The following is a 21483-nucleotide window of genomic DNA, read 5'->3' on the forward strand; positions in this document are numbered from 1 at the left end:
TCCGCCAGTGCGCTATTTTTGCTATAAAGCAGGTACAATGCATTTTTTGCCATTCCCGTAAGGAGCGCAAGCGTGCGTGCCGATAAGTCATTAAGCCCTTTTGAAATACGGTTGTACCGTCATTATCGCATCGTGCATGGCATACGTATCGCCCTGGCGTTCATTCTTACCTTTCTGCTGGTTCGTCTGTTTTCTATTCCCGAGGGCACATGGCCGCTAATCACGTTAGTGGTGATTATGGGGCCCATCTCATTCTGGGGAAATGTAGTGCCTCGTGCTTTTGAGCGCATAGGCGGTACGATCCTGGGCGCGGCGTTAGGGCTGGTGGCGCTACGCCTGGAGCTCTTTTCCTTACCGCTGATGCTGGTGTGGTGTGCGATAGCGATGTTTTTGTGCGGCTGGCTGGCCTTAGGGAAAAAACCGTATCAGGCGCTACTGATAGGCATAACGCTCGCCGTTGTTGTCGGCGCTCCCGCTGGTGATATGAATACGGCATTATGGCGTGGCGGGGATGTGATTTTGGGGTCGCTACTGGCAATGTTGTTTACCGGCATCTGGCCCCAGCGCGCCTTTTTGCACTGGCGCATCCAACTGGCTCATTGCGTCACGGCGTATAATCGGGTGTATCAGGCAGCGCTGTCGCCGAATTTGCTGGAGCGCCCCCGGTTGGATAAACATTTGCAACGGTTGCTGAACGATGTCGTCAAAATGCGCGGGCTGATAACGCCTGCCAGTAAAGAAACCCGGATACAAAAATCTATTTTCGAGGCCATTCAGACCATCAACCGCAACCTGGTTTGTATGCTTGAATTACAAATCAATGCCCACTGGGCGACGCGCGCCAGCCATTTTGTGATGCTTAACGCGCACACATTGCGTGAAACCCAGCAGATGACGCAGCAAACCTTGCTAACGATCGCCCACGCGTTGTTTGAAGGCAACCCGCAGCCGGTACTGGCAAACACCGGTAAACTGAATGATATTGCTGCCGAGTTGCGGCAGCTAATGAACGAGCAGCAGGGCGACGCGGTGGCTGAAACCCCCATCCACGGCTATGTTTGGCTAAGTATGGAAACGGCCCGACAGTTGGAACTGCTTTCACACTTGATCTGCCGGGCTTTGCGCAAATAAAAAGCAGATGGGGCGAATGAATTTGTTGCTGCTTCGATTCAGCAAAGATTAAGAGTATGATACTAATATAAGGATAAAATGAGTGCTACTGGCAACGATTTTATCCCCGAACCTTCAGGTTTCCCCAGACGGCGACGTAACGGTGTTTCCTCTGGCGGCTTGAAGTATGACGGGGATAAACGTAATGTTTATCCACTAGCAGTTGCTTAACGAATCCGAATCTCACATTATCAGGGGTGTAAAAATGGAAACAACCAAGCCTTCTTTCCAGGACGTGCTGGAGTTTGTTCGTCTGTTCCGTCGTAAAAATAAACTGCAGCGTGAAATTCAGGACATTGAGAAGAAGATCCGTGACAACCAGAAGCGTGTGCTGCTGCTGGACAACCTGAGCGACTACATCAAGCCAGGTATGAGCGTTGAGGCGATTCAGGGTATCATCGCCAGTATGAAAAGCGACTATGAAGATCGCGTTGATGACTACATCATTAAAAATGCCGAAATCTCCAAAGAGCGTCGCGACATTTCCAAAAAGCTGAAAGCGATGGGCGAAATGAAACACGCCGATGTAAAAGCCGAATAATGCGCTACGGCAGTGGGAGCGTATATCAGGCTCTCACTGCAGTTTGACCCCGCCTGTGACCATCTTGAGTAAATGTTGTTTTGGCCAGTGTCGGGTAAGTTTTTTCTCTGCCAGCTTACCTTTCAGGCGCGCAATGTCATGACGTTTCCGGTCCAGCATCAGACCCACCACGCTACCGCTATGTGCCACGTTCAATCCGTATAAATCACACTCTTCGACCAGCGACAGCAGGGCGGTAAATCCTGGCTTAGGTAACAGCGTCTGGCTGGCGATAGCGCTAAGCGTAGCCGCCTCACCCAGTCGGAGCGGATTTTGCGTTATACAGGCTTCCTGCACCAGATTCCAGGCCTGCTGCAAGGTTGGTGAACTTGCTATTAATTTCTGCTGGCGAGGGAGACGGTGGTAATCTTGCGTGCGCAGTGTGACCGGGCTTTCCAGTACCAGCAAATCGATTGGCGGCGGTGGCTCGCAGGCGATTTGCGTGGCCGCATTATTATGATCAAACAGCGTTAACTGATGAAAAACGGTGCTATCGGTGGGTTCGATTGAGACGCAAAGCTGTGCAAGGGTGGTTTCATCCAGCGAATGGCCAAGATGATGTGCCGTTGCCACTGCCGTAGCGGCAATATCTGCGGTGCTGCTGGCCATGCCTTTGGCAACGGGAATTGACGAACGCACATCGACGCGAATCTCGTTACTCCAGTGCGCAGGATACTGCCAGTGCGCCAGAACTCGCTCCACCATCGCCCGCGACAATGGACGCTCGTTTACCAACGGCGGCGCAGCCGTGACTGCTACGGTGCTGTACCAGTCAACGGGGCAGGAGACCAGTTTCTCACTGCCCAGAATCCATCCCTGGATAAGTTCTCCGCATGAGGCGGGGCATTGCGCAACAGCCACGTTATCACCTTTCAGGTACGAATAGTGTGCGCGCATAGTGTCATGGTAAAAGCGTTATTACCATGACTTGCCGCAATGCGTCGTATAACCCTCTCAGGCTGGTACACAAAGCCCTTCCGTGGCCGGTAGCGCAATGCGCATAACGTCTTGTGCGATCATTAACTCTTCGTTGGTGTTGATGACGGCGACTTTCACCAGGGCGTTCTCCGTCTGGATAAATGTCGCATTACGCTGATTTTTCTCTTCATCAACGGCTAAGCCTAAAAATTGCAAATTATGGCACACCGCCGATCTGGCGCTCGCTGAGTTCTCGCCAATGCCCCCAGTGAATACCAGCGCATCCAGTCCTCCCATTTGCATAATATAGCTGCCAATGGTGGCGCGAATGCGTTCGGCAAACAGAGTGAGAGCGAGTTTAGCCTGCCGGTTACCGGTATTGGCTGCCTGTTCGACATCGCGGTAATCAGACGACACGCCAGAAACGCCCAGCAAGCCTGACTCATTATTTAATAACTGATTCAACTGTTGCGGCGTTTTGCTTTCGCGCTGGGCTATCCACGGCAGAATAGAGGGATCAATATCTCCGCTACGGGTGCCCATCATCACGCCTGACTGCGGCGTAAAGCCCATCGACGTATTGACCGAACGCCCGTTCTTGATGGCGCAGATGCTGCTACCGTTTCCAAGATGACAACAAATCACCCGTAATGCGCTGAGTGGTACGCCCAGCTTTTCCGCCAGAACGCCGCTGACATACTTATGGCTGGTGCCATGAAAGCCATAACGGCGAATCCCCAGTTCCGCGTAATAATGCCAGGGAAGCGGGTAAATATAGGCGGGTTCATCCAGCGTCTGGTGAAATGCCGTATCAAACACGGCTACGGAAGGGGCATCAGGCAACAGTTGACGAAAAACGTGAATACCCAACGCGTTTACCGGGTTGTGAAGCGGGGCCAGTTCAGCAAGACGTTCGATTTGCGCTAACGTTTCATCCGTGACCAGCGTCGAGTCTTTAAAAAATTCACCGCCGTGCGCCACACGATGGCCCACCCCATCAATGTCCCGCAGACTGTTAATGATTTGATAACCCTGCAGCTTTTCCAGAAGCAGCGTTACCGCATCGCGATGATCGGCAACGGGGACGGTTTCCTGCCATTTTTGGCTGTGCGTCTTAATTGTCACCTGCGCATCTGCCATACCGATACGCTCAATCAGCCCCTGACAGAGCATGTCGCCCTGCGGCATCTCCAGCAGCTGAAATTTTAACGATGAGCTACCGGCGTTAATGGCCATTATTTTGTAAGACATAAAGGTTCCTTCGAATTCAGAAAATCCAGCACGGCGTCGAGACCCGAGTTATTCAGCGCGCTGGTAATAAAAATCTGCTGTGCGCCAGCCTGCGTAAGCCATTCCGCAACCAGCGAAATACGCTGCGGCTCGGCGAGATCGGCCTTGGTGACCAGGCCAATCGTCGGGCGGTTCATCGGGGCGGTAAACCCCGGAGAAAAGGGCGACCACTGGGCGTCGGCATTTAACACCAGGGCGATAACGTCGGCCTCGCAGGCGCTGGTTAGCAGGGCGCTGTACAGGCAGCGGTTCTCCAGGTATTCGCCCGGCGTGTCGATGGCCATCGGCGACCATTCAATGGCCTGGGTTTTCTTATAATGGAGCGCTTCGCCGCGCAGGCTTTGGGTCAGCGAGGTTTTTCCGCACTGGCTGGGGCCGATAAACATCAAACGCTTCATGACGTTACGTCCGGGTGATCGAACAGGTGGTGAACTGCATCATTTCGCCCAGCGTGCGCGTTACCTGCTTGAGGGCATACTCGACGGCGGAAACGTCGCCGGTCAGCACCACGGCACCGGTAAAGCGATCGAGAAAACCAATTTCCACCGCGCCGGATTTAGTGGCGATATCGCAGGCGATAATCGACGCCTCGCTGGGCGTAATGGTAAGGATGCCAATGGCGGACACCGCATCCTGCAGGCCCAGCTTCTTAAATAAATCTTTTCCCGGATTAGCAATCAGGTGCGCGAGAGTGACCTGTTTCCCCGGCACGTATTCCTGAATCATGCGATCCGTTGTCGGTTGTCTTTCCATTATCCCTCCACCATCTGTCGCCACATGGCTTCATGCGGGCGTGGGATCACCGAACGGTAAACCAACAACCCTTTCTCGCCCGCGCTTTCGCTGGCGACTGTCACGGCGTTATTGACGTCAGAAACGTCGCCCGCCACCACCATGTAGCATTTACCGCCGATGCCGAAGGCCATATGCACCCGCACCAGGGTGACGTTTGAGCCTTTCACCGCCCGGTCTGCGGCGCTAATGCAGGCCGCCACGCTCCAGGTTTCGACGATACCTACCGCCTGGCGCTTATCGACGCTGTTCAGGCCGCTGATGGCCGGAAGTACGCTGGGATGAATATTTGCCAGCACCAGGCTGTCGACGAGCATCTCGCCGGCCTGCGACGTACCGGTTTCAATGGCCTGCTGGACAGCGCCGATATCCCCGCCGAGCATCAGTAAAAACTTCCCCGGGCAGATGGTCTTGCTGACCAATAGATCGACGTTGGCGCTTTTCAGCATCGCATCACCAAGCTCCATCCCTTTGGCGATGCTGGTGAGTTCTAAAATTCCTATAGCCTGAGACATGGTTAACCTCTTACAACCGTGATGGCCTGTTCGCTGATGGCCGATACAACGCCGTCGATGCTGGCGTGAATGGGGGCGCCGAGCGCGCCAGGAGGGACATCGGCAACGCATTGCCCGCGTGTCACGCGTTCTCCCACCGCAACGTTCGCTACTGCGCTGGCACCAATATGCTGGCGCAGTTGCAAAGTCACTGTTCCTACAGCCGGTTCGTCTTCAACCAACGGTGCTTCCTGATACCAGGGGCTAAGCCCCAGTTTGGCGATCAGCCGCTTCACTGGCACGAGGCGATATTTCGCCATTTCGTCGGCCGGATTCAGCGGCCCTTCGTAGCGCTGGTTTTGCGCCCGCAGCTCGCGTTTTAACATGCGGTTGATGCGCATCGGCGAGATCCCGACCGGGCAGGCCACGCTTTCGCAAACGTTGCATTCCGAGCAGGTAAGGGCGCTCAGCAGCAGCTGCGGCGTGGCAGCCTGATGAAAGTTCACCGCCCGCACCAGCAGGTGCGGAGAGAGTTCGTGGCCGATCAGATGCCGTGGGCAGAGATCGGTACACAGTCGGCACTGTTCGCAGACGGTGCGCGCGACGGAAAGCACCGTGCGCTCGTCCTGCATTCTGTGCTGGATAAGCGGATGGCTTTTGGGGAGCACCAGCAGGCCGCCGGTAGTTTTCGTCACCGGGTTATCAAGAGAGGTAATCAGGCCACCCATCATCGGGCCGCCGTTAATAAAACCAGGGTCGTCGACCGTTGCGCCGCCCGCCAGCGCCAGCACTTCATGCAGTGACATGCCGACAGGAACGGTAACGGTCAACGGTCTGGCGACCGCGCCGTTCACGGTCAACGTGCGACGAGTGACCGGAAACTGCTGCTCGACCGCCCGGGCAATATTGAGCACCGTTTGCACGTTATTGACGGCCACGCCGACGCTGGCAGGCAACGCGGCAGGGGCGACCCGACGACCGGTTGCCATCCAGATAGTCAGCACCTCATCGCCCGCCGGATAAACATCCGGCAGAATATGCAGGCGGATACCGGCGGGCAGTAGCGGGGTAAGGGCGTCGATGGCCCGGCGGTATTTTTCTTTCAGGGCAATCACCCCTTCGCGCGCGCCGGTTGCCGTCATGGCGTACTGTACGCCGCGAACAAGACGCGCAGCTTGCTGCCACATTAGCTGCTGGTCAACCTTGAGCATCGGTTCACATTCGGCGGCGTTTACCAGAAAAATCTCTACCTGCGCCTGTAGCTTAACGTGGGCGGGAAAACCTGCGCCACCCGCGCCGACAACGCCCGCTGCGCGAACGCGCTCACGAATTTCATCGGCGCTAAGGGACATTTCAACGCTGTTGATGGCGGCGCTCATAGCAGTTCCTCCAGCAGCTCGCGAATTTCCTCGGCGCTGGCCGGGCGCGGGTTGGTGCGCAACGTGACATCCGCCAGCGCGGCCTGCACCATCGCTGGAATATGTGCGGAAAAGTCGGATCTTCCTTCTTTTAGCGCAACGGCCAGTGAGGGAAGGGCACAGCGTTGCTTAAGCAGTTCGATTTGCTGAAGCAGCGCATTGATCGCCGTGACATCGTTGGCTTCTGCCGGGCAAAAACCGCAGGCTTTGGCCAGCCGCGCGTAGCGTTTGGCGGCGCGCGGGTCACCCGCGTTAAAGCGGATCACCGTCGTGAGCAGCAGCGCATTGGCCAGCCCGTGCGGCAGATGAAACTGTCCGCCAAGCTGGTGGGCTATCGCGTGGTTAAGCCCCAGCCCCGCCTGGCTGAAGGCCATCCCGGCGAGCGTTGAGGCGTTGTGCATTTTTCCTCGTGTCGCCACGCAGTCGCCTTTTTCCACCGCCGTGGGCAGATACTGGAACACCAGTTTGGCGGCTTTTTCCGCCAGCGCGTCGGTAAAGTCGCTGGCGTGCGGTGACACCCACGCTTCCAGGGCGTGGGTCAGCACGTCCATACCGGTGTTGGCGGTAATCTGCGGCGGCACGCTGACCACCAGCTCCGGGTCGAGGATCGCCATATCCGGATACAGCGCATTGTTGAACAGCGGGTACTTAATGCCTTTATCCGGGTCGCTAATTACGCAGGCGCTGGTCACTTCCGAACCGGTGCCGCTGGTGGTCGGGATCGCCACGCAGGTTTCGATATTGATGCCGCTTTGCTGGCTAAACCAGACAATCGCTTTCGCCGCGTCCATTGCCGAGCCGCCGCCAAAACCGATCACCACCTGCGGTTGCAGGGCCTGCATTTGCGCAATACCCTGCACCACGGTATGGATGGTGGGGTCCGGCGTTATCTCGCTAAAGACGCTGATGCGGTTATCTGCGGGCAGCGCGTTACGCAGGGTATCCAGCAGCGGAGAGCGCGCCAGAAAACCATCGCAGATTATCCAGATGTGCTTATTGGTAAAGCGCTTGAGCACCGCCAGGCTGCCCTGACCGCTGTACAACCGCGTTTGTAGTGAGAAGGTATTCATCGCGACCTCGGTTAGCGAATAGAAAAGCCGTTGGTCAGCACGCAGCGCCGGGAGCGGGCAAAAGTACGCGCTGACGTGGTCCCTTCACCGGTTGGCGTGGCGATAGTGAAGGTGGTAAAGCCTTCGCCGCCGACACCGATCCCGGCATAAGAGGGGCCGTTTTTGACGAATATCGAGGTTTGCAGAGTGCGGGCCGCGAGGTTCAGGCGTGACACGTTCTGCGAGTGCATAATGGCGGTATGATGCAGCCCCTCTTCAACCTTCAGGGCCAGCGCTAGCGCGCTATCGAAATCGCTGACTTTTACCACCGGCAGCATCGGCATCAACTGTTCGCTGGTGACCCACGGATCGTCAGCGTTAACCAGCGCAATCAGCAGACGCGGCGCTTTTGCAGGGACAGCGATCCCGGCGGCTTCCAGCATGGCCGATGGGCTCTTGCCGACCAGTTTTTTATTCGCCTGGCCTTCTGGCAGGCAGGCGGCGCGGAGTTTGTCGGTATCGGCAGGGCTTAGCAACAGCGCGCCGAAGGTTTGCATTTGCTGCACCAGACGCTCGGCGACGCTCTCCACTACGATCAGGCTTTTCTCGGCAATGCAGGGCAGGTTATAATCGAATGACGCGCCGTTGATGATATCTTCTGCCGCTTTCACCAGGTCCGCTGTTTCATCGACGATGCAGGGCGGGTTACCCGCGCCAGCGCCAATCACCTTCTTACCGCTCTTCATGCCCATTGCCACAATGCCGGGGCCGCCGGTAATAGCCAGTACCGCGATTCGCGGGTGGGCCATCATCTGCTGGGTCGCTTCGAAGGTGGGTTCAGCCACGGTCACCACCAGATTGCGGATGCCGCAGCAGCGGAAGGCAATCTCTTCAATCAGGCTAATCAGCTTCAGAGAGACCTTTTTCGCTCCCGGATGCGGGCTAAAGTAGACGCTGTTGCCCGCCGCCAACATGCTGATGCTGTTGTTGATGATGGTTTCCGTCGGGTTGGTGCTCGGCGCGACCGAACCGATAACGCCAAACGGTGAGTATTCAAACAGCACCATGCCGCCGTCGCCGGTCAGCGCGGTGGTGGTGAGATCTTCTACGCCCGGCGTGTTGTCCAGCGCAGCCTTGTTTTTGAGGAGTTTATCTTCTTTGTTGCCCATTCCCGTTTCACTGGCGCTCTCTTCCGCCAGGGTCGCCAGCAGCGGCGTCAGCTCCTGACGCATCGCGCTGATAATGGCGCTGCGGGTTTTTAGCGGGCACTGCTGATAACGTAAGAACGCCTGATGCGCGGCGTCGATGGCCTCGCTCACGGACTGGAAAATCCCTTTGCCCTGAGGCTGGACCGGCGTTTGCGCTGGCGTGGTTAATTGCTCGCTAAGAATGGTGCGAATCAGGGTTTCGAGTTCAGAAGTATTCATTGATGTGTTCCCACGTTAATAGCCGCGATGGCGGTCTGTGCTATGTCCATGTCCTGCTCAACGCTGCCGCCGCTGATGCCAAGACCCCCAATTAATATGCCGTCGCGCCACAGGGCGTAACCGCCGCCAAAGGTGACCACTTTTCCCTGTAAATGACTTTCCAGTCCATAAAGCGCCGCGCCTGGCTGAACGACATCGCTCAGCTCATGGGTCGCCGTTTTCATAGCAACAGCGGTCCAGGCCTTTTTCGGCGCCAGTTCGCTGCTGACCAGCAGGGCGTCCGGCATCCGCCAGGTCACAGTTTCCGTGCCGTGCGCGTCAACGATGCTGACGACTACCGGAACCTGCAGTTGCTGCGCGCGTTCAACGGCGGCGCGGGTGAGCTGGTGCAGATCGTGGAATGAGAGGGCCACTGGCGTCGTCCCCTTGTTGTGGGGCGGCTGGCAGGCAGCCAGATAGCGCTTGCTAACTTCACGGATGATGTTGGCCTGGTGCGCATCGCTATCTTCCGCGCGGGCCAGGGCGTACAGGCAGTCCGATAAGCGGTTGATGTAGCGCATCAGCACCTGGCGTACGTTGACTTCAGTTGTCAGTTCAACCAGACGGCGTTCGGCGCGGCGCGCCAGCGTGCGGGCAAAATGTAATCGGCTCGCGGCTTCGCAGCGTCCGGGTAAAATAAAGCTGTGCAGCGGTTCGACGCGGGCCATTGCCCGATCGATAGCGGCTTCCAGGGCCGAAATCTCTTCGCTGCTGATGTAGCGCTGTTTGGGCGACGGCTGCTCGCTGTCGCTGGCCAGCTCTGCGCTAAACCAAAAAAGTTGCTGCTGGATGGCCTCGAGTAAGGTGCGGTGATTTTCATCCGCAGCGGCGCAGGCGCACAGGCTCAGCGCGGCATTCAGCTCATCCAGCGTGCCGTAGGCTTCAACCCGCGGGTGGGTTTTGCTCACCCGCTGGCCGGTAAACAGTGATGTGGTGCCAGCGTCACCTGTTCGGGTATAAATCGCCATAACCGCCCCTTAACGCGAAAGCGTATCTACAATGCCGACAACGGCGAGGTCGATGGCCTCATTTGGCCCGGAAAAAACGTGCCTGGCGCTGGAGCCGCCGCTGAGCAAAACCAGTTCGCCGACGCCCGCGCCGACGGAGTCCACGGCCACTTCATCGCCGGAGGTGGGCGAGGCGGGGAGTTCGCCATCGGCGCTGACCCGACGCACCAGCAGCAGCTTTTTCCCAATCAAAGAAGGTGATTTTTGCGTGGAGACAACCGCGCCCGTGACTCGTGCCAGATGCATGATTTACTCCTGCTTAATTAATTGAATATTCCGCGCATTAGCTGCTTCGCGCGCCAGGGCGGTCACGATGCATTTGCGGTGGATAACCAGACGCCCCCGGTTTAGCAGCGCGACATCGCGATAGCTCAGCACCGAACCCGCATGCAGAACCAGCGGCAGTCCGCGCTCATCGGTGAATACCACCGGCAGACGAGCCAGTTTTTTTACCGGGATAACCGGCAGCAGCTGGCTGTGCAGGCTGAGCTGTACGCGGATGCCAAACGCCAGCGCGTCGTGAATTTTCCGGGCGGCGGCATCGTCGGTTTCTGCATCCGCAAGCTGACCCAGCAGCGGCAGGTCGACGAGCAGGATGCGCAGCGACGCGTGCTGACAGAACAGCGCTGGGCAGTCGGCATCGCGAAGCTGCGCAACGCTCAGCGTTACCGTGCTCTGGGCACGGCGCTGCAGTCGGGAGACAATCTCCTCGACAATGCGCTGCAGAGTTTCGCCGTTCATCGCGGGCCTACCAGCCGGGCAAAGGCCTGCGGGTTATCGGCACCAGCGGCGTTGGCTTCATCGGTATCAATGTGCATTTCGAGGCGCATGTCCGGTGAAACGCGAATCGCCACATTGTTGAAAATCAGCCCGCGCTCGTCGCCTTCAATCGCTACCGAAACCCTATCGCCGTGGGAGACCTTCAGGATCAGCGCATCAAGCGGCGACATATGAATATGCCGCTGCGCGACGATAACCCCGGAAGGTAGCTCCAGTTCGCCAAAGGGGCTGACCAGGCGGATGCCAGGTGTGCCCTTCAGGTTGCCGGACATTCTCAGCGGCGCGGCAATCCCCAGTGTTCTGGCATCGGTACGCGATATTTCTACCTGGCTTACCGAGCGCAGCGGGCCGAGCAGGCGCACATTTTTGAGCTGTCCTTTCGGCCCTACCAGGGTGACGGTTTGCTCCGCAGCATATTGTCCCGGCTGCAGTAGCGCTTTTTTTTCGCTGATGGGATGGCCGGGAAACAGCCGCTCATAATCCTGCGCGGACAGGTGGATATGACGGTTTGAGACGCCCAGCGGAATAGGCCGCTGGCGCATCTCGTCGAGAACTTTACGGACCGTTGATTGCAAAAGCTCTTTATCCATTACGCTTCACCTCGCTTGCCGGAATGAATGCAAAGCGTACGAGGTTCGCCCTTCTGGCGCGGACATTTTGGATCCAGACACAGATTGCAGCTGACCAGTTCTGATTCCTGCGGGGCTTCTTCGGCTGGCGCTTCAGAAACGACATCAGCTATCTCTGACGCTTCAGGCTCAGGTTCAATGACGGAGGGGGAGGGTGTCTCTGCGAGCAGGATCCCTTCTCCGGGCCTGGCGATAACCTTGTGGGCCACCAGACCATTCCGCTGTTCGGCAAATTGCGCACCGGTGGTGATGGCCGCCTGCACGGAGGCCACATCACCGGTAATTTTAATCACCATCCAGCCTGAACCATTGGTCTTTTCGAGGGCGAGCAGCGTGATAGAAGCGGATTTCGCCATGATATCGGCGCAGCTGATAGCCAGTGCCAGACCACAAACTTCAAGTAATCCCAGTGATTGCTTCACGCGGTGCTCCTTATTCGCCATCGATTAGGCTGATTTCGGTAAAATGGCCTCAACATCACTGTGCGGACGCGGGATAACGTGGCAGGATTTCACTTCACCCACGACGCTTGCCGCCGCGCTGCCGGCATCTACGGCTGCTTTAACCGCGCCGACATCGCCGCGAACCATGACGGTAACCAGGCCAGAACCAATTTTTTCGTAGCCCACCAGCTGTACGTTGGCGGATTTAACCATTGCATCGGCGGCTTCAATGGCGCCGACCAGCCCTTTTGTTTCAACCAGTCCCAGTGCGTTATTCATACTGCCGTTCTCCTGTGATTAAGCATGGAGATCCCGGAAAGGGATCCCTTTGACCAGCCGTGCCGCGTTATTACCGGTATTACGATGGGCCTGACTGTCCTGATGATGCATCAGCGTAAAAAGCGGCGCCGATGCGGGTAAATTCTTGTAATGCACGACCAGCGAGTGTCGATCGCAGGCAATGCCGACCAGCAGCGGCGAGCTGCGCGCCGCCTGCCAGGCGCTGTCAACGACATCTCCAGCCGGGTGATGCTGAAGCAGGAAAGGGATGCCTTCCTCTTCGATACCCAGCAGCACTTCGTGCCAGAGGCTGGCGCAGTCGTTGATAACGGTAATGACGATGGCCGGGGCGCTGTGATTACTGTCCATATGCAAATTCCTTGTGCCAGGAGAGAATCAGGCCGGTGGCCACCGCGTTTCTTGGGCCTTCGCTACCGCGAATATTTCCTCGCCCGGCGACCAGGCGGTAGTGCGCCAGCGCATCGGTAACCAGCTGCGGAACTTCGAAATCCAGCGACGAGCCGCCGACCAGCACCACGAACGGAATATCGCGAATGTTGCCGGTTGGACTGACCTGGCGCAGCGCGCGCAGGGCGTTGGTGACAAAGACGCGTTCTTTAGCGCTGCGGCGAATGGCGCGCACTTTTTCCAGCGCTAAGTCGCCGGGAAGCGGCACCAGTTCGTCCGGTTTCACCACGCAGACGCGGGCGAACACGGCGGGAGGCAGCGGCGTCGGGAAGAACTGGACGCTGCCGTCCTCGTGGCGTAAGTGGAACAGGCTTTCGACCTTCGCCAGCGGGTATTTTTTGATCTCTTCCGCCAGATAGCGGTCTTCCAGCCCCAGTTCGCGGGCAATAATCATCGTGACCATGTCGCCTGCTCCGGCGAGATGGGTGGCGATGATTTCGCCTTTAGGGTTGATGATGGAGGCATCGGTGGAGCCCGCGCCGAGGTCGAGGATCGCCAGCGGTCGGGTGGTACCCGGCGTGGTCAGCGCGCCCAGAATGGCGGCTTCAGCCTCAGCGCCGCCGATCTGCACGTCGATATTAAGCTTCTGCTCAATTTCACGGGCAATCATCGCCATCTGCAGACGGTCTGATTTCACCATCGAGGCGATGCCGACGGCCTGCTCCAGCGAGAACTCCCCGGCCAGACCGCCGGTGACGCTCACCGGAACCGAGGTGTCAACGGCCAGAAGATCCTGAATGAAAATCTCGCTGCTGGGCTTATTGGTTAGCTCGGCCATGGTCTGGCGTACGTGCTCCAGCATGCCGCCGATATTGGTCCCGGCCTCGCCGGTGACGTTGTCGAGCTTGCCGCAGCCGTCCACCGCTTTCATGATAGCTTCGGCACCGGCGGCAACATCCACGCGCACGGTACGACCCTGCGCCTGCAGCTCCAGGTTACCGGCGGGTATTGCGCGCGCTTTGACGTCGCCGGATGGCGTTTTAACCACCACGGCGGAACGGTTGCCAATCAGCGCGCGCGCCATCGGGACGATGTTTTTCGTCTCATCGGCGTTGAGGTTGAATACGGTGGCGATGCCGTAAGGGTTGGAGAGGGTCTCGATAACCTTCCCCGGCACGGCGACTTCAATCGCCGCCAGCATCCCCAGAGGAATGCGGTCGATGTACAGAACCTCGTCAACGATCGGCAGCGATTTTTCCAGCCGGTTGCTGACTAGTACGCCATCGTCGCGCTGCAAAATGACGCCGGTAATCTGGTATCCGGCACGCATTGAGGCGTTGATAACATTGGCGATGTCGGCAAAATCGAATGCCGATGACACCACCAGAATATAGGACGAGTCCGCCGGGCGGGTTAACAGCTCCTCCGGCGTAATCGTGATACCCACACCAAGGCCTACTCCGCCCGGCGTTTTTGGGTTATGGCCGATCATTGTCGATTCGGTGATGATGGTTTCGGTAATGGTTTCCATCGCCACATCGCCAATCACCGGCGTGGCTTCGTTAATGCGGATGAGCGAAATATCGCTGACATTGATCCCCGCGCGCTTTGCGACGAGGGCGAGCGCTTCCTGAATGCCGAACACGTTACGCAACGTGCCTTTGATCCCGGTGGTTTCCGCCAGCGCGCTGTGCGTAATCGTCAGTGCGCCAGTCTCATCTTGCCGCGCCAGTGCGACTTCCGTTGATGAGTTACCGATGTCAATGCCAGCTATATATCGCATTGTCTACCCCTAAAGTTAATCGTCGCCTTTGAGTTTTTTACGCTCGACATACAGCGTTGCCGCTTCGCGAACGAAAGCTGCGCAGATCTTCGCCTGATAGCGGTTTTCGAGATCGTCGGCGATAGCCATCAGCTCTTCTTTCGTCGAGCGATAGGGGCGAAGGGCGTTGTAGATTTCAAGAATGCGATCGTCCGGTACCGCGGTCAGTTCGGCGGCGCGTTCAAAGTTCATCGCCAGCCGGTCGCGGCCCGCATCTTTGGCGATAGACGCCTGTAAGCGCAGGGTTTCCGGGGTAATACGCATATCCTGAGCGGTGACTTTATTGCTCAGCACGTTTTCCAGCGTAAAGTCGTCCAGCGTTTTATTGGTGGCGGTTTTCACCCATTCCGGGTGTTTGTTCGCCAGCGGGTAGTCGCTGACCTTTGCGCTGCGGGACGTGCCGCCTGCCGCCGAAGCCGCGGCTGGCGCATCGCCCTGCAGGCTGTTCATGCGGCTCAATACGTCCCGAACCATCGATTCAATTGCGTCGGTATTCATGGAGTTATCCTTTATCAAAGCGCCACGCGCAGTTCCTGCGGGTTTTTGCCCGTCACGACGTACTTGGTCTCTTTAATGTGCAAAATGGCCGACTTTGCCTGGTACTTCGGGCGTGCCATCTGGTCATTCAGCGTAGGGACCGGCTGCGGTGATTCGCGTTTCGCATAACGGGCGGCGTTTTTACCAATCTGACGGTAGGTTTCCAGCGTCAGCAGCGGTGCTTGCGGGAACAGCTCCAGGTTGGAGAGCGGCGGTAGTCCCTGCTGGTGGATAACCGTAGTGCCTTTCGACTGGATGCCGATAGAAATGCCGGAGCCGCTCAGGCGGTTACCTTCAACGGCGACGAACGCCACGTCGGAAGATTTAAAGCAGCGAATCACGCGCGCCCTGATACCTTCTTCTTCAATACCGGCAATGACTTCGCGCAGGATGCTCTTATGCGGTAAGCCGACGATATTAACAGTCTGTGCCAGGCCAAATGCCGGGCCGACGGCGATAATGACTTCGTCCTGCTGAGTACCCTGGCGCGCTTCGCCCACTTCGGTCAGAAAGCCGTCGCCCGCAGGCGCAGCGGTCTGTGGTGCTGTGGATGCCGCAGGCGCATTAAACGAGACGGGTTTATCGCTGCCCTTCATATCGCGGAGCACGTCTTCAATTATCTGGCGCAGCAATTTTTCATTAATTTCCATTTCTCACCCCTTAATCAATCTCGTTGGGATCAAGAGCGCCAGGGATGTTTTTAATCTCTTCCCAGCGTTCTCCCTGCAGGCGATAACCTGTTGCCGGACCGGCATAGTCATTGACGTCATTAACCGCAGAGAGCACTTGTCCGTCGCCGACGATAATGGCGGAGGTGTGCAAATAGTCGCCGGTTAGCTTGGCTTTCTGGATGTTGAGCATGTCCTGGGCCACGTCGGTAAACCCGCCCTGCGCCAGCGCTTTAACGACTTCCAGACCGTTGCGGTTTTTATTGATAATTTCCTGGGCGAACTTGATGTCTTCGACGATGTTACGCTCCGGCATATCTTTCGAACCGTGGGCATAGGTCGCGGCTTCAACTTCTTCATCGGTAATCGGCGGTAGTCCCATTCCGGCAAACACGGCCTGCAGCGCGCGGGCGGCTTTGTTACGGATGGCGATAACGTCCTCTTCACGAACCGGGCGCAGACCGCCGTCCACTTTCAGGTCACGCTGGATAACGTTGTAGTCGTCAAAGTCTTCCGCATCTTCGTTGGAACCGGCGAACATGTTGTCGTAGTTCGGCACCGCGGAATAACCGGAGGAGATAAAGTCGGTACCCGGCAGGAACTGCATCAGCAGGCGCGCGGTACGACGCATATCGGAGTGGGTGAAGGTCTGGTCGTTACTGGAGGCGCATTCCAGATCCAGTGACGAGCAGATCAGGTTTTCCGCCAGCACGGCACGAATACCTGACGGCACGGCAGACGGTACGCCGATACAGCTTACGGAGCCGTTTTGCAGCCCCTGAACGCCCGCGGCTTTGGTGATATAGATGCAGCGCGCTTCCAGATACAGCATGGATTTGCCTTCGGCGTAGCCCATCTGCACTTCGGAGCCAGAACCGGAGGTGAAGCGCATTTTCAGGCCGCGAGAGGCGTAGGAAGAGGCTAAGAAGCCCTTCGACCATGGGGTATCGTCACCGTCGGTGAAGACCGGCTCGGTGCCGTAAACGGAGATGGTTTCGGCGTAGCAGGTGTGGCCCAGCATGCCGAGCTTCAGCTCGGTGGCTTCTTCCAGTGAGCACTGCGTCAGTACGCCCGGACGACCAACCTGAGAGCCGACCAACAGCGCGATGGCGTTGAACGGCGCGTAGCGTGCTACCGCAACCGTGGTTTCTTGTTCGTCAAACCCGCGCCATGCGCCTTCGGCGGCGTCGGCGGCAATTTGCACCGGGTTGTCTTTAACGTTGGTGACGTGCGCCTGCTGAGATGGCGTGCGGCGGGCGCGCATTTTCTGCATCGCCATCATCATCTCAACCACGTTCATATGCGAAACCACTTCAACAATTTTCGCCGGGGTCATCGCGGTGGTTAGCGGGACGATTTCGCTGCGCTTGACGTTCGGATCGCAGAGCATGTTAGCCAGCTTGATCGAATCCATCGCCATCACTTCTTCGGCGCGGTTCAGGTTGATGCCGTAGCGGGCGATAAAGTGGTCGATCAGGTCGAATTCGCTAACCGGTTTTCCGTCCAGCTCGGTTACCGCGCCGTTAACGATTTTTATCGACGGTTTTGGGTCGTTCGGGCTTTCCATCGCGATAAAGCCTTCTTCGATCCACTCCTTAACAAAGCCGTCCTGATTCACAGGGCGTTTCGCCAGTGCTTCAAATCTTTTCGATCTCATGAATCAGCCTCGTGGGTATCAGATGTAGGACGGGCGATCGTTTTTCGGTTCAGAACCGAGGGTCGCAAGGACGGTTTTGCCGATTTCGCGGGCGGAGGTCACCGCCTGACGGACCGCGCCGGAGTCGCCGGAAATCACCAGAATAGCTTCGTTACTAAAGCTGGTGCCGTGCGCCGGAGAGCTGTACGCCACGACTTCAACGTTGGCTGACTTCAGCGCGGTATCGGCCATCAGTACGCCGACGGAAGCCGGAGCGCCGACGATAATGCCGCAGGCGCGGCCAATCGGCGCGCCGAACGCTTTTTCCAGGGCGTAGCTGGCGCGAGCGGTGTACTGCAGCTCGATATGCCCGGCTTCGTTGCCGTAAACATCGCCGAAGGTGCGGTCCAGCTCTTTCAGCGCGACTTCGATACCGCGCTTGACGTCGGACACGTCGTTACCGCCTAAAATAATCAGCGAACCGTGGCCCGCTCCGCCTTTGGTATCGCGCGGCAGCTCAATGCTGACCACTTCGGTGTTGGTGGCTTTCACCGCTTCGTCCGCCGCCATAATGTGCGGGCCTGCGCCGGTGCGGGCGCCGAGAATGCCGATGGAACGATAGCGCTTCTCAAGCTTCATCGCGTCCAGCAGGGCGGTATCGACGTTGGCGATAACCAGGCCCAGGGTATCGCCAATGGCGGTCCCGACAAATTCCGTTAAACTGCAGCTTTTTTCTGCCATAGCCGTCTCTCGTATAGGTTGGGGTTGACCAGGGATGGCCTGTTGTTCCGGCGTGGCCACACGGGCAATCACCTGCGCCATGATCTGTTCCACCAGCTCATTGCTGCTCATTGGCTAATTCCCTTCGGTAAGATTTTTTCTACATCGGTGTGAGGGCGTGGGATGACGTGTACGGCTTTCACTTCACCCACGTTGCGTGCGGCTGCGGCACCTGCATCGGTGGCCGCTTTGACCGCGCCAACATCGCCGCGCACGATGACGGTTACCAGCCCGGAGCCAATCTTTTCATAGCCCACTAACATCACATTGGCTGACTTAACCATTGCATCAGCGGCCTCTATGGCTGCGGTTAAGCCTTTGGTTTCTACCATTCCTAGTGCTTCTTGTTGCATAAAGACCTCGCATGGAGTGTTCCGATAGTTGGGACTATAAGAAGATGCGAGGAAAAAGAATGGCTGACTTGCTGTTGAGCATCAGAAAATAATGGGAAAGCAATATGACTAAATTGTCTTTTGCTTTTATAACTTATTGATAAATTACATTTAATTTATTATTGTCTATATGATTATTTTGTTTTTATTATTTCATTTTTACATTTTTGTTAGTGACGAGAGTATTTTTATTTGATATGGCGAAAGACGCAAAATGTGATGCTTATTCGAAATTGATAAGTTGGCTTGTGCAATATTTTATTATTTTCACAGGCGTATTTTATAGCTCGAATCTCCCGTATGATGGGCTGCTAAAAATATCGGAAAAGCAAAATTTTGCTATCGCAACACGATTTTTCCGGGAGGCAGGCCCGCAGGTTGCCAACAATTTACAGGCGGCACTTTTTATAGTGAGGTTAGCTGTACTCTACCGCCAGCCGAAACTTGCGCTGGCCAGGACACGAACTTTGCTCAGAAGGTGTCACATGAATGATTCTCTAAAGGCGCAATGTGGTGCGGAATTTTTAGGCACCGGACTCTTTTTGTTTTTTGGTATCGGTTGTTTGAGCGCGCTCAAAGTCGCAGGCGCCAGCCTCGGATTATGGGAGATTTGCATTATTTGGGGGCTTGGAATTTCACTGGCCGTTTACCTTACGGCCGGGATCTCCGGCGGACATCTTAACCCTGCGGTGACGATTGCGCTGTGGCTCTTTGCCTGCTTCCCCAAACAGAAAGTATTGCCTTATATTATTGCCCAGTTTGCCGGCGCTTTTGGCGGCGCTCTGCTGGCGTATGTGCTTTATAGTAGCCTTTTTACTGAATTTGAGACTGCGCATCATATGGTGCGCGGTAGCGTCGAAAGTTTGCAATTAGCCAGCATTTTCAGTACCTATCCGGCCGCAGCGCTAAATGTATGGCAGGCTGCGTTGGTGGAAGTGGTCATTACGTCGATTCTGATGGGCATGATCATGGCATTGACGGATGATGGCAATGGCATTCCTAAAGGGCCGCTTGCGCCTTTGCTTATTGGGATATTGGTTGCCGTTATCGGCGCGTCTACTGGACCCCTTACCGGTTTTGCAATGAACCCGGCGCGTGATTTCGGTCCCAAACTGTTCACATGGTTAGCGGGGTGGGGGAACATGGCGATGAGCGGTGGGCGAGAGATCCCTTATTTTATCGTGCCGATTGTCGCGCCTGTTATCGGCGCCTGTGCCGGAGCAGCCATATATCGCTATTTTATTGGTAAGAATTTACCTTGTAACCGCTGTGAACTGTAAGAAAATGCGAACCAGATTCACAGCAATGATGTATCGTAAAAACAGGTGAGATAATTTCGTGATCTGCTTTCACGAACTGATCAAAACGTCTCCCAGCAATGGGAGACTTTTGATATTGTCATTGTACTTTTTATCAGGGCCAGGATAATGCTAATAAAAAGTGAATGTAAATAATGTGTTTTGTTTATAACAATAAATTAACTGAGGGGTTTTATCATGATTTCTGCGAGCGCTCTGAACTCAGAACTCATTAATAAAATCGCACAGGATTTTGCACAAGCCACCGGTCTGGCGGTTGTGGTTGTCAATATTCATGGTGATGAAATATCTGAGCTATTCAATTTCACGCCGTTTTGTCAGTTGATGCGGCAGCATCCCCAGCATAGTACACGTTGTCGTATGAGCGATCGCTGCGGGGGACTGGAGGCATCGAAGTCCGATCAACCCTGTATTTATCGTTGTCATGCCGGTCTAACGGATTTTTCTATTCCGCTGGTAATCGCAGGGCATTTAGTTGGCTTTGTTTTATGCGGGCAGGTTCGTTTAAGTAATGACGTGGAGCTGGTAAACATTCTTAATGTTGACGATCGCTGGCAGGCTGACCCTGAGCTCTTGAATGAATTTCGGAATGTGCCAGAGATGGACTATTCACGCGTTATCGCTTCCGCCGATCTTCTTAAACTGATAGTTGAGAATTGCCTGAAAAAACAGCTCAATTTCGTGGTTATCAAAGACAATCCGCAGCAATCGGAGGCAAATAAAACCACTCGTGGTCCCACTCCGCATGACAGTAAAATGAAAAAAGCGCTTCGCTATATTGATGCGCATTTGTCCGACGATCTTCGTCTTGAGGATGTCGCCTCACATGTCTATCTCAGCCCCTATTACTTCAGTAAACTATTCAAGAAATATCAGGGAATCGGATTTAATGCGTGGGTAAACCGCCAGAGAATGGTTAGCGCCAGAGAATTGCTTTGCCATAGTGACTGGAGTATTGCCAGTATTGCGCGTAATTTAGGCTTTTCGCAAACCAGCTATTTTTGCAAAGTCTTCCGCCAGACCTATCAGGTTACGCCGCAGGCTTATCGCCAGCAGATAAATGAGAATTCTCATCCTCCATCGTTATGAATAGCAATATTTTGCTATTGCCGATTTTTGATAGTCTTTTGTATCTTAATCATTTCAGAAAGAAAATTTATCTGGTGTAACAATAAATTGTCATAGCGCAACAAAATAATAAAATTTAGGGCATAAACTGCACCAGTTTTTATTTTTGTGATGAAGTACAGTGTCAGGAAAGATAAGTTTTATTACGCTTTGTCGATACGTTTTATCGTCAATATACCGATAAGGATGAGTAGATTAACGTCAGATGAGCAACCGCTCAGGCTATTGCTCACAGAAATGTAAAACGTAGCACATTATTAATTGCCGTTATGGGTGTGCCGTACAGCCATAACGTAAACCAACAGGTTTGCCACATTTGTGGTAGGGAAGGGGGTGAAAATCCCCCGCAGCCCCCGCTGCTGTGATGCTGACGACCCCGTAAAGACCACTGATCGCAAGATTGGGAAGGACGGGCGAGGAGGACGCTAAGCCAGAAGACCTGCCTGTCGGTGATAACCAACAACTTCGGTGGGAAGTG

At 55.7% G+C, this 21483-nt stretch carries 25 protein-coding genes and 1 riboswitch; of the genes, 4 read left to right on the forward strand and 21 right to left on the reverse strand.

Annotation, left to right across the window (positions count from 1 at the left end; all coding sequences use genetic code 11):
- Window positions 1-72 precede the first annotated feature (72 nt).
- Together HV477_RS11020 and HV477_RS11025 are read left to right on the forward strand one after the other, a co-directional pair.
- Complete coding sequence (locus HV477_RS11020) at window positions 73-1131, forward strand: FUSC family protein (RefSeq protein WP_001200858.1); 1059 nt, start codon at window positions 73-75, stop codon at window positions 1129-1131.
- A 244-nt stretch (window positions 1132-1375) separates the two neighbouring features.
- Window positions 1376-1711, forward strand: a complete 336-nt coding sequence (locus HV477_RS11025; protein ID WP_000450405.1) for a DUF496 family protein — start codon at window positions 1376-1378, stop codon at window positions 1709-1711.
- A gap of 33 nt (window positions 1712-1744) precedes the next feature.
- On the opposite strand, the gene pduX is transcribed toward HV477_RS11025, so the two are convergent.
- From pduX to pduA, 21 genes are all read right to left on the reverse strand, one after another.
- Complete coding sequence (gene pduX, locus HV477_RS11030) at window positions 1745-2611, reverse strand: L-threonine kinase PduX (RefSeq protein ID WP_001808089.1); 867 nt, start codon at window positions 2609-2611, stop codon at window positions 1745-1747.
- A 93-nt stretch (window positions 2612-2704) separates the two neighbouring features.
- Window positions 2705-3919, reverse strand: a complete 1215-nt coding sequence (pduW, locus tag HV477_RS11035) for a propanediol utilization propionate kinase PduW (protein WP_079899075.1) — start codon at window positions 3917-3919, stop codon at window positions 2705-2707.
- Window positions 3904-4356: a propanediol utilization protein PduV gene (gene pduV / locus HV477_RS11040; protein WP_000826277.1), complete on the reverse strand. Its 453-nt coding sequence runs from the start codon at window positions 4354-4356 to the stop codon at window positions 3904-3906. The genes pduW and pduV overlap by 16 nt, the downstream gene beginning before the upstream one ends.
- A gap of 4 nt (window positions 4357-4360) precedes the next feature.
- A complete protein-coding gene (gene pduU / locus HV477_RS11045; protein ID WP_000441103.1) occupies window positions 4361-4711 on the reverse strand; it encodes a propanediol utilization microcompartment protein PduU in 351 nt (116 codons plus the stop codon).
- A complete protein-coding gene (gene pduT, locus HV477_RS11050; RefSeq protein ID WP_000075774.1) occupies window positions 4711-5265 on the reverse strand; it encodes a propanediol utilization microcompartment protein PduT in 555 nt (184 codons plus the stop codon). Before pduT ends, pduU begins: the two co-directional genes overlap by 1 nt.
- A 2-nt stretch (window positions 5266-5267) precedes the next feature.
- The gene (pduS, locus tag HV477_RS11055; RefSeq protein WP_079899076.1) at window positions 5268-6623 is read right to left on the reverse strand and encodes a cobalamin reductase PduS; all 1356 of its coding nucleotides are present in this window, start codon (window positions 6621-6623) and stop codon (window positions 5268-5270) included.
- A complete protein-coding gene (gene pduQ, locus HV477_RS11060) occupies window positions 6620-7732 on the reverse strand; it encodes a 1-propanol dehydrogenase PduQ (protein ID WP_175064960.1) in 1113 nt (370 codons plus the stop codon). Before pduQ ends, pduS begins: the two co-directional genes overlap by 4 nt.
- Window positions 7733-7743: 11 nt before the next feature.
- Window positions 7744-9138, reverse strand: coding sequence for a CoA-acylating propionaldehyde dehydrogenase PduP (pduP, locus tag HV477_RS11065; RefSeq protein ID WP_079899078.1), 1395 nt, complete (start codon window positions 9136-9138; stop codon window positions 7744-7746).
- Window positions 9135-10145: a two-domain cob(I)yrinic acid a,c-diamide adenosyltransferase PduO gene (gene pduO, locus HV477_RS11070; RefSeq protein WP_079899079.1), complete on the reverse strand. Its 1011-nt coding sequence runs from the start codon at window positions 10143-10145 to the stop codon at window positions 9135-9137. Before pduO ends, pduP begins: the two co-directional genes overlap by 4 nt.
- 9 nt (window positions 10146-10154) lie before the next feature.
- Window positions 10155-10430 (reverse strand): propanediol utilization microcompartment protein PduN, encoded by a 276-nt coding sequence (gene pduN / locus HV477_RS11075; RefSeq protein WP_000549825.1) that lies wholly within the window; start codon window positions 10428-10430, stop codon window positions 10155-10157.
- A 3-nt stretch (window positions 10431-10433) separates the two neighbouring features.
- Window positions 10434-10925 carry a microcompartment protein PduM gene (pduM, locus tag HV477_RS11080; RefSeq protein WP_001012970.1) on the reverse strand — a complete coding sequence of 164 codons (492 nt, stop codon included), beginning with the start codon at window positions 10923-10925 and terminating at the stop codon, window positions 10434-10436.
- Window positions 10922-11554, reverse strand: a complete 633-nt coding sequence (locus HV477_RS11085; protein WP_000356712.1) for a phosphate propanoyltransferase — start codon at window positions 11552-11554, stop codon at window positions 10922-10924. Before HV477_RS11085 ends, pduM begins: the two co-directional genes overlap by 4 nt.
- Window positions 11554-12036 (reverse strand): propanediol utilization microcompartment protein PduK, encoded by a 483-nt coding sequence (pduK, locus tag HV477_RS11090; protein WP_001284393.1) that lies wholly within the window; start codon window positions 12034-12036, stop codon window positions 11554-11556. The genes HV477_RS11085 and pduK overlap by 1 nt, the downstream gene beginning before the upstream one ends.
- 3 nt (window positions 12037-12039) lie before the next feature.
- Window positions 12040-12315, reverse strand: coding sequence for a propanediol utilization microcompartment protein PduJ (pduJ, locus tag HV477_RS11095; RefSeq protein WP_001057755.1), 276 nt, complete (start codon window positions 12313-12315; stop codon window positions 12040-12042).
- 18 nt (window positions 12316-12333) lie between these two features.
- A complete protein-coding gene (gene pduH, locus HV477_RS11100; RefSeq protein WP_000377965.1) occupies window positions 12334-12684 on the reverse strand; it encodes a propanediol dehydratase reactivase beta subunit PduH in 351 nt (116 codons plus the stop codon).
- Window positions 12674-14506, reverse strand: a complete 1833-nt coding sequence (gene pduG, locus HV477_RS11105; RefSeq protein WP_001268884.1) for a propanediol dehydratase reactivase alpha subunit PduG — start codon at window positions 14504-14506, stop codon at window positions 12674-12676. Before pduG ends, pduH begins: the two co-directional genes overlap by 11 nt.
- Window positions 14507-14521: 15 nt before the next feature.
- A complete protein-coding gene (pduE, locus tag HV477_RS11110; protein ID WP_001090606.1) occupies window positions 14522-15043 on the reverse strand; it encodes a propanediol dehydratase small subunit PduE in 522 nt (173 codons plus the stop codon).
- Window positions 15044-15057: 14 nt separating this feature from the next.
- Window positions 15058-15732: a propanediol dehydratase medium subunit PduD gene (gene pduD, locus HV477_RS11115; protein WP_000405049.1), complete on the reverse strand. Its 675-nt coding sequence runs from the start codon at window positions 15730-15732 to the stop codon at window positions 15058-15060.
- A 10-nt stretch (window positions 15733-15742) separates the two neighbouring features.
- The gene (gene pduC, locus HV477_RS11120; protein WP_001256886.1) at window positions 15743-17407 is read right to left on the reverse strand and encodes a propanediol dehydratase large subunit PduC; all 1665 of its coding nucleotides are present in this window, start codon (window positions 17405-17407) and stop codon (window positions 15743-15745) included.
- A gap of 18 nt (window positions 17408-17425) precedes the next feature.
- Complete coding sequence (gene pduB, locus HV477_RS11125; protein WP_000097497.1) at window positions 17426-18238, reverse strand: propanediol utilization microcompartment protein PduB; 813 nt, start codon at window positions 18236-18238, stop codon at window positions 17426-17428.
- The gene (gene pduA / locus HV477_RS11130; RefSeq protein ID WP_001183618.1) at window positions 18235-18519 is read right to left on the reverse strand and encodes a propanediol utilization microcompartment protein PduA; all 285 of its coding nucleotides are present in this window, start codon (window positions 18517-18519) and stop codon (window positions 18235-18237) included. The genes pduB and pduA overlap by 4 nt, the downstream gene beginning before the upstream one ends.
- Window positions 18520-19043: 524 nt before the next feature.
- Between pduA and pduF the strand changes: the two genes are divergently transcribed.
- Window positions 19044-19838 carry a propanediol diffusion facilitator PduF gene (pduF, locus tag HV477_RS11135; RefSeq protein WP_001000023.1) on the forward strand — a complete coding sequence of 265 codons (795 nt, stop codon included), beginning with the start codon at window positions 19044-19046 and terminating at the stop codon, window positions 19836-19838.
- 216 nt (window positions 19839-20054) lie between these two features.
- A complete protein-coding gene (pocR, locus tag HV477_RS11140) occupies window positions 20055-20966 on the forward strand; it encodes a regulatory protein PocR (protein ID WP_000622326.1) in 912 nt (303 codons plus the stop codon).
- A 325-nt stretch (window positions 20967-21291) separates the two neighbouring features.
- Window positions 21292-21467, forward strand: a riboswitch (cobalamin riboswitch).
- Window positions 21468-21483: the final 16 nt, after the last annotated feature.

This window comes from Salmonella sp. SG203 (assembly GCF_013350575.1).
GTDB lineage: Bacteria > Pseudomonadota > Gammaproteobacteria > Enterobacterales > Enterobacteriaceae > Salmonella > Salmonella enterica.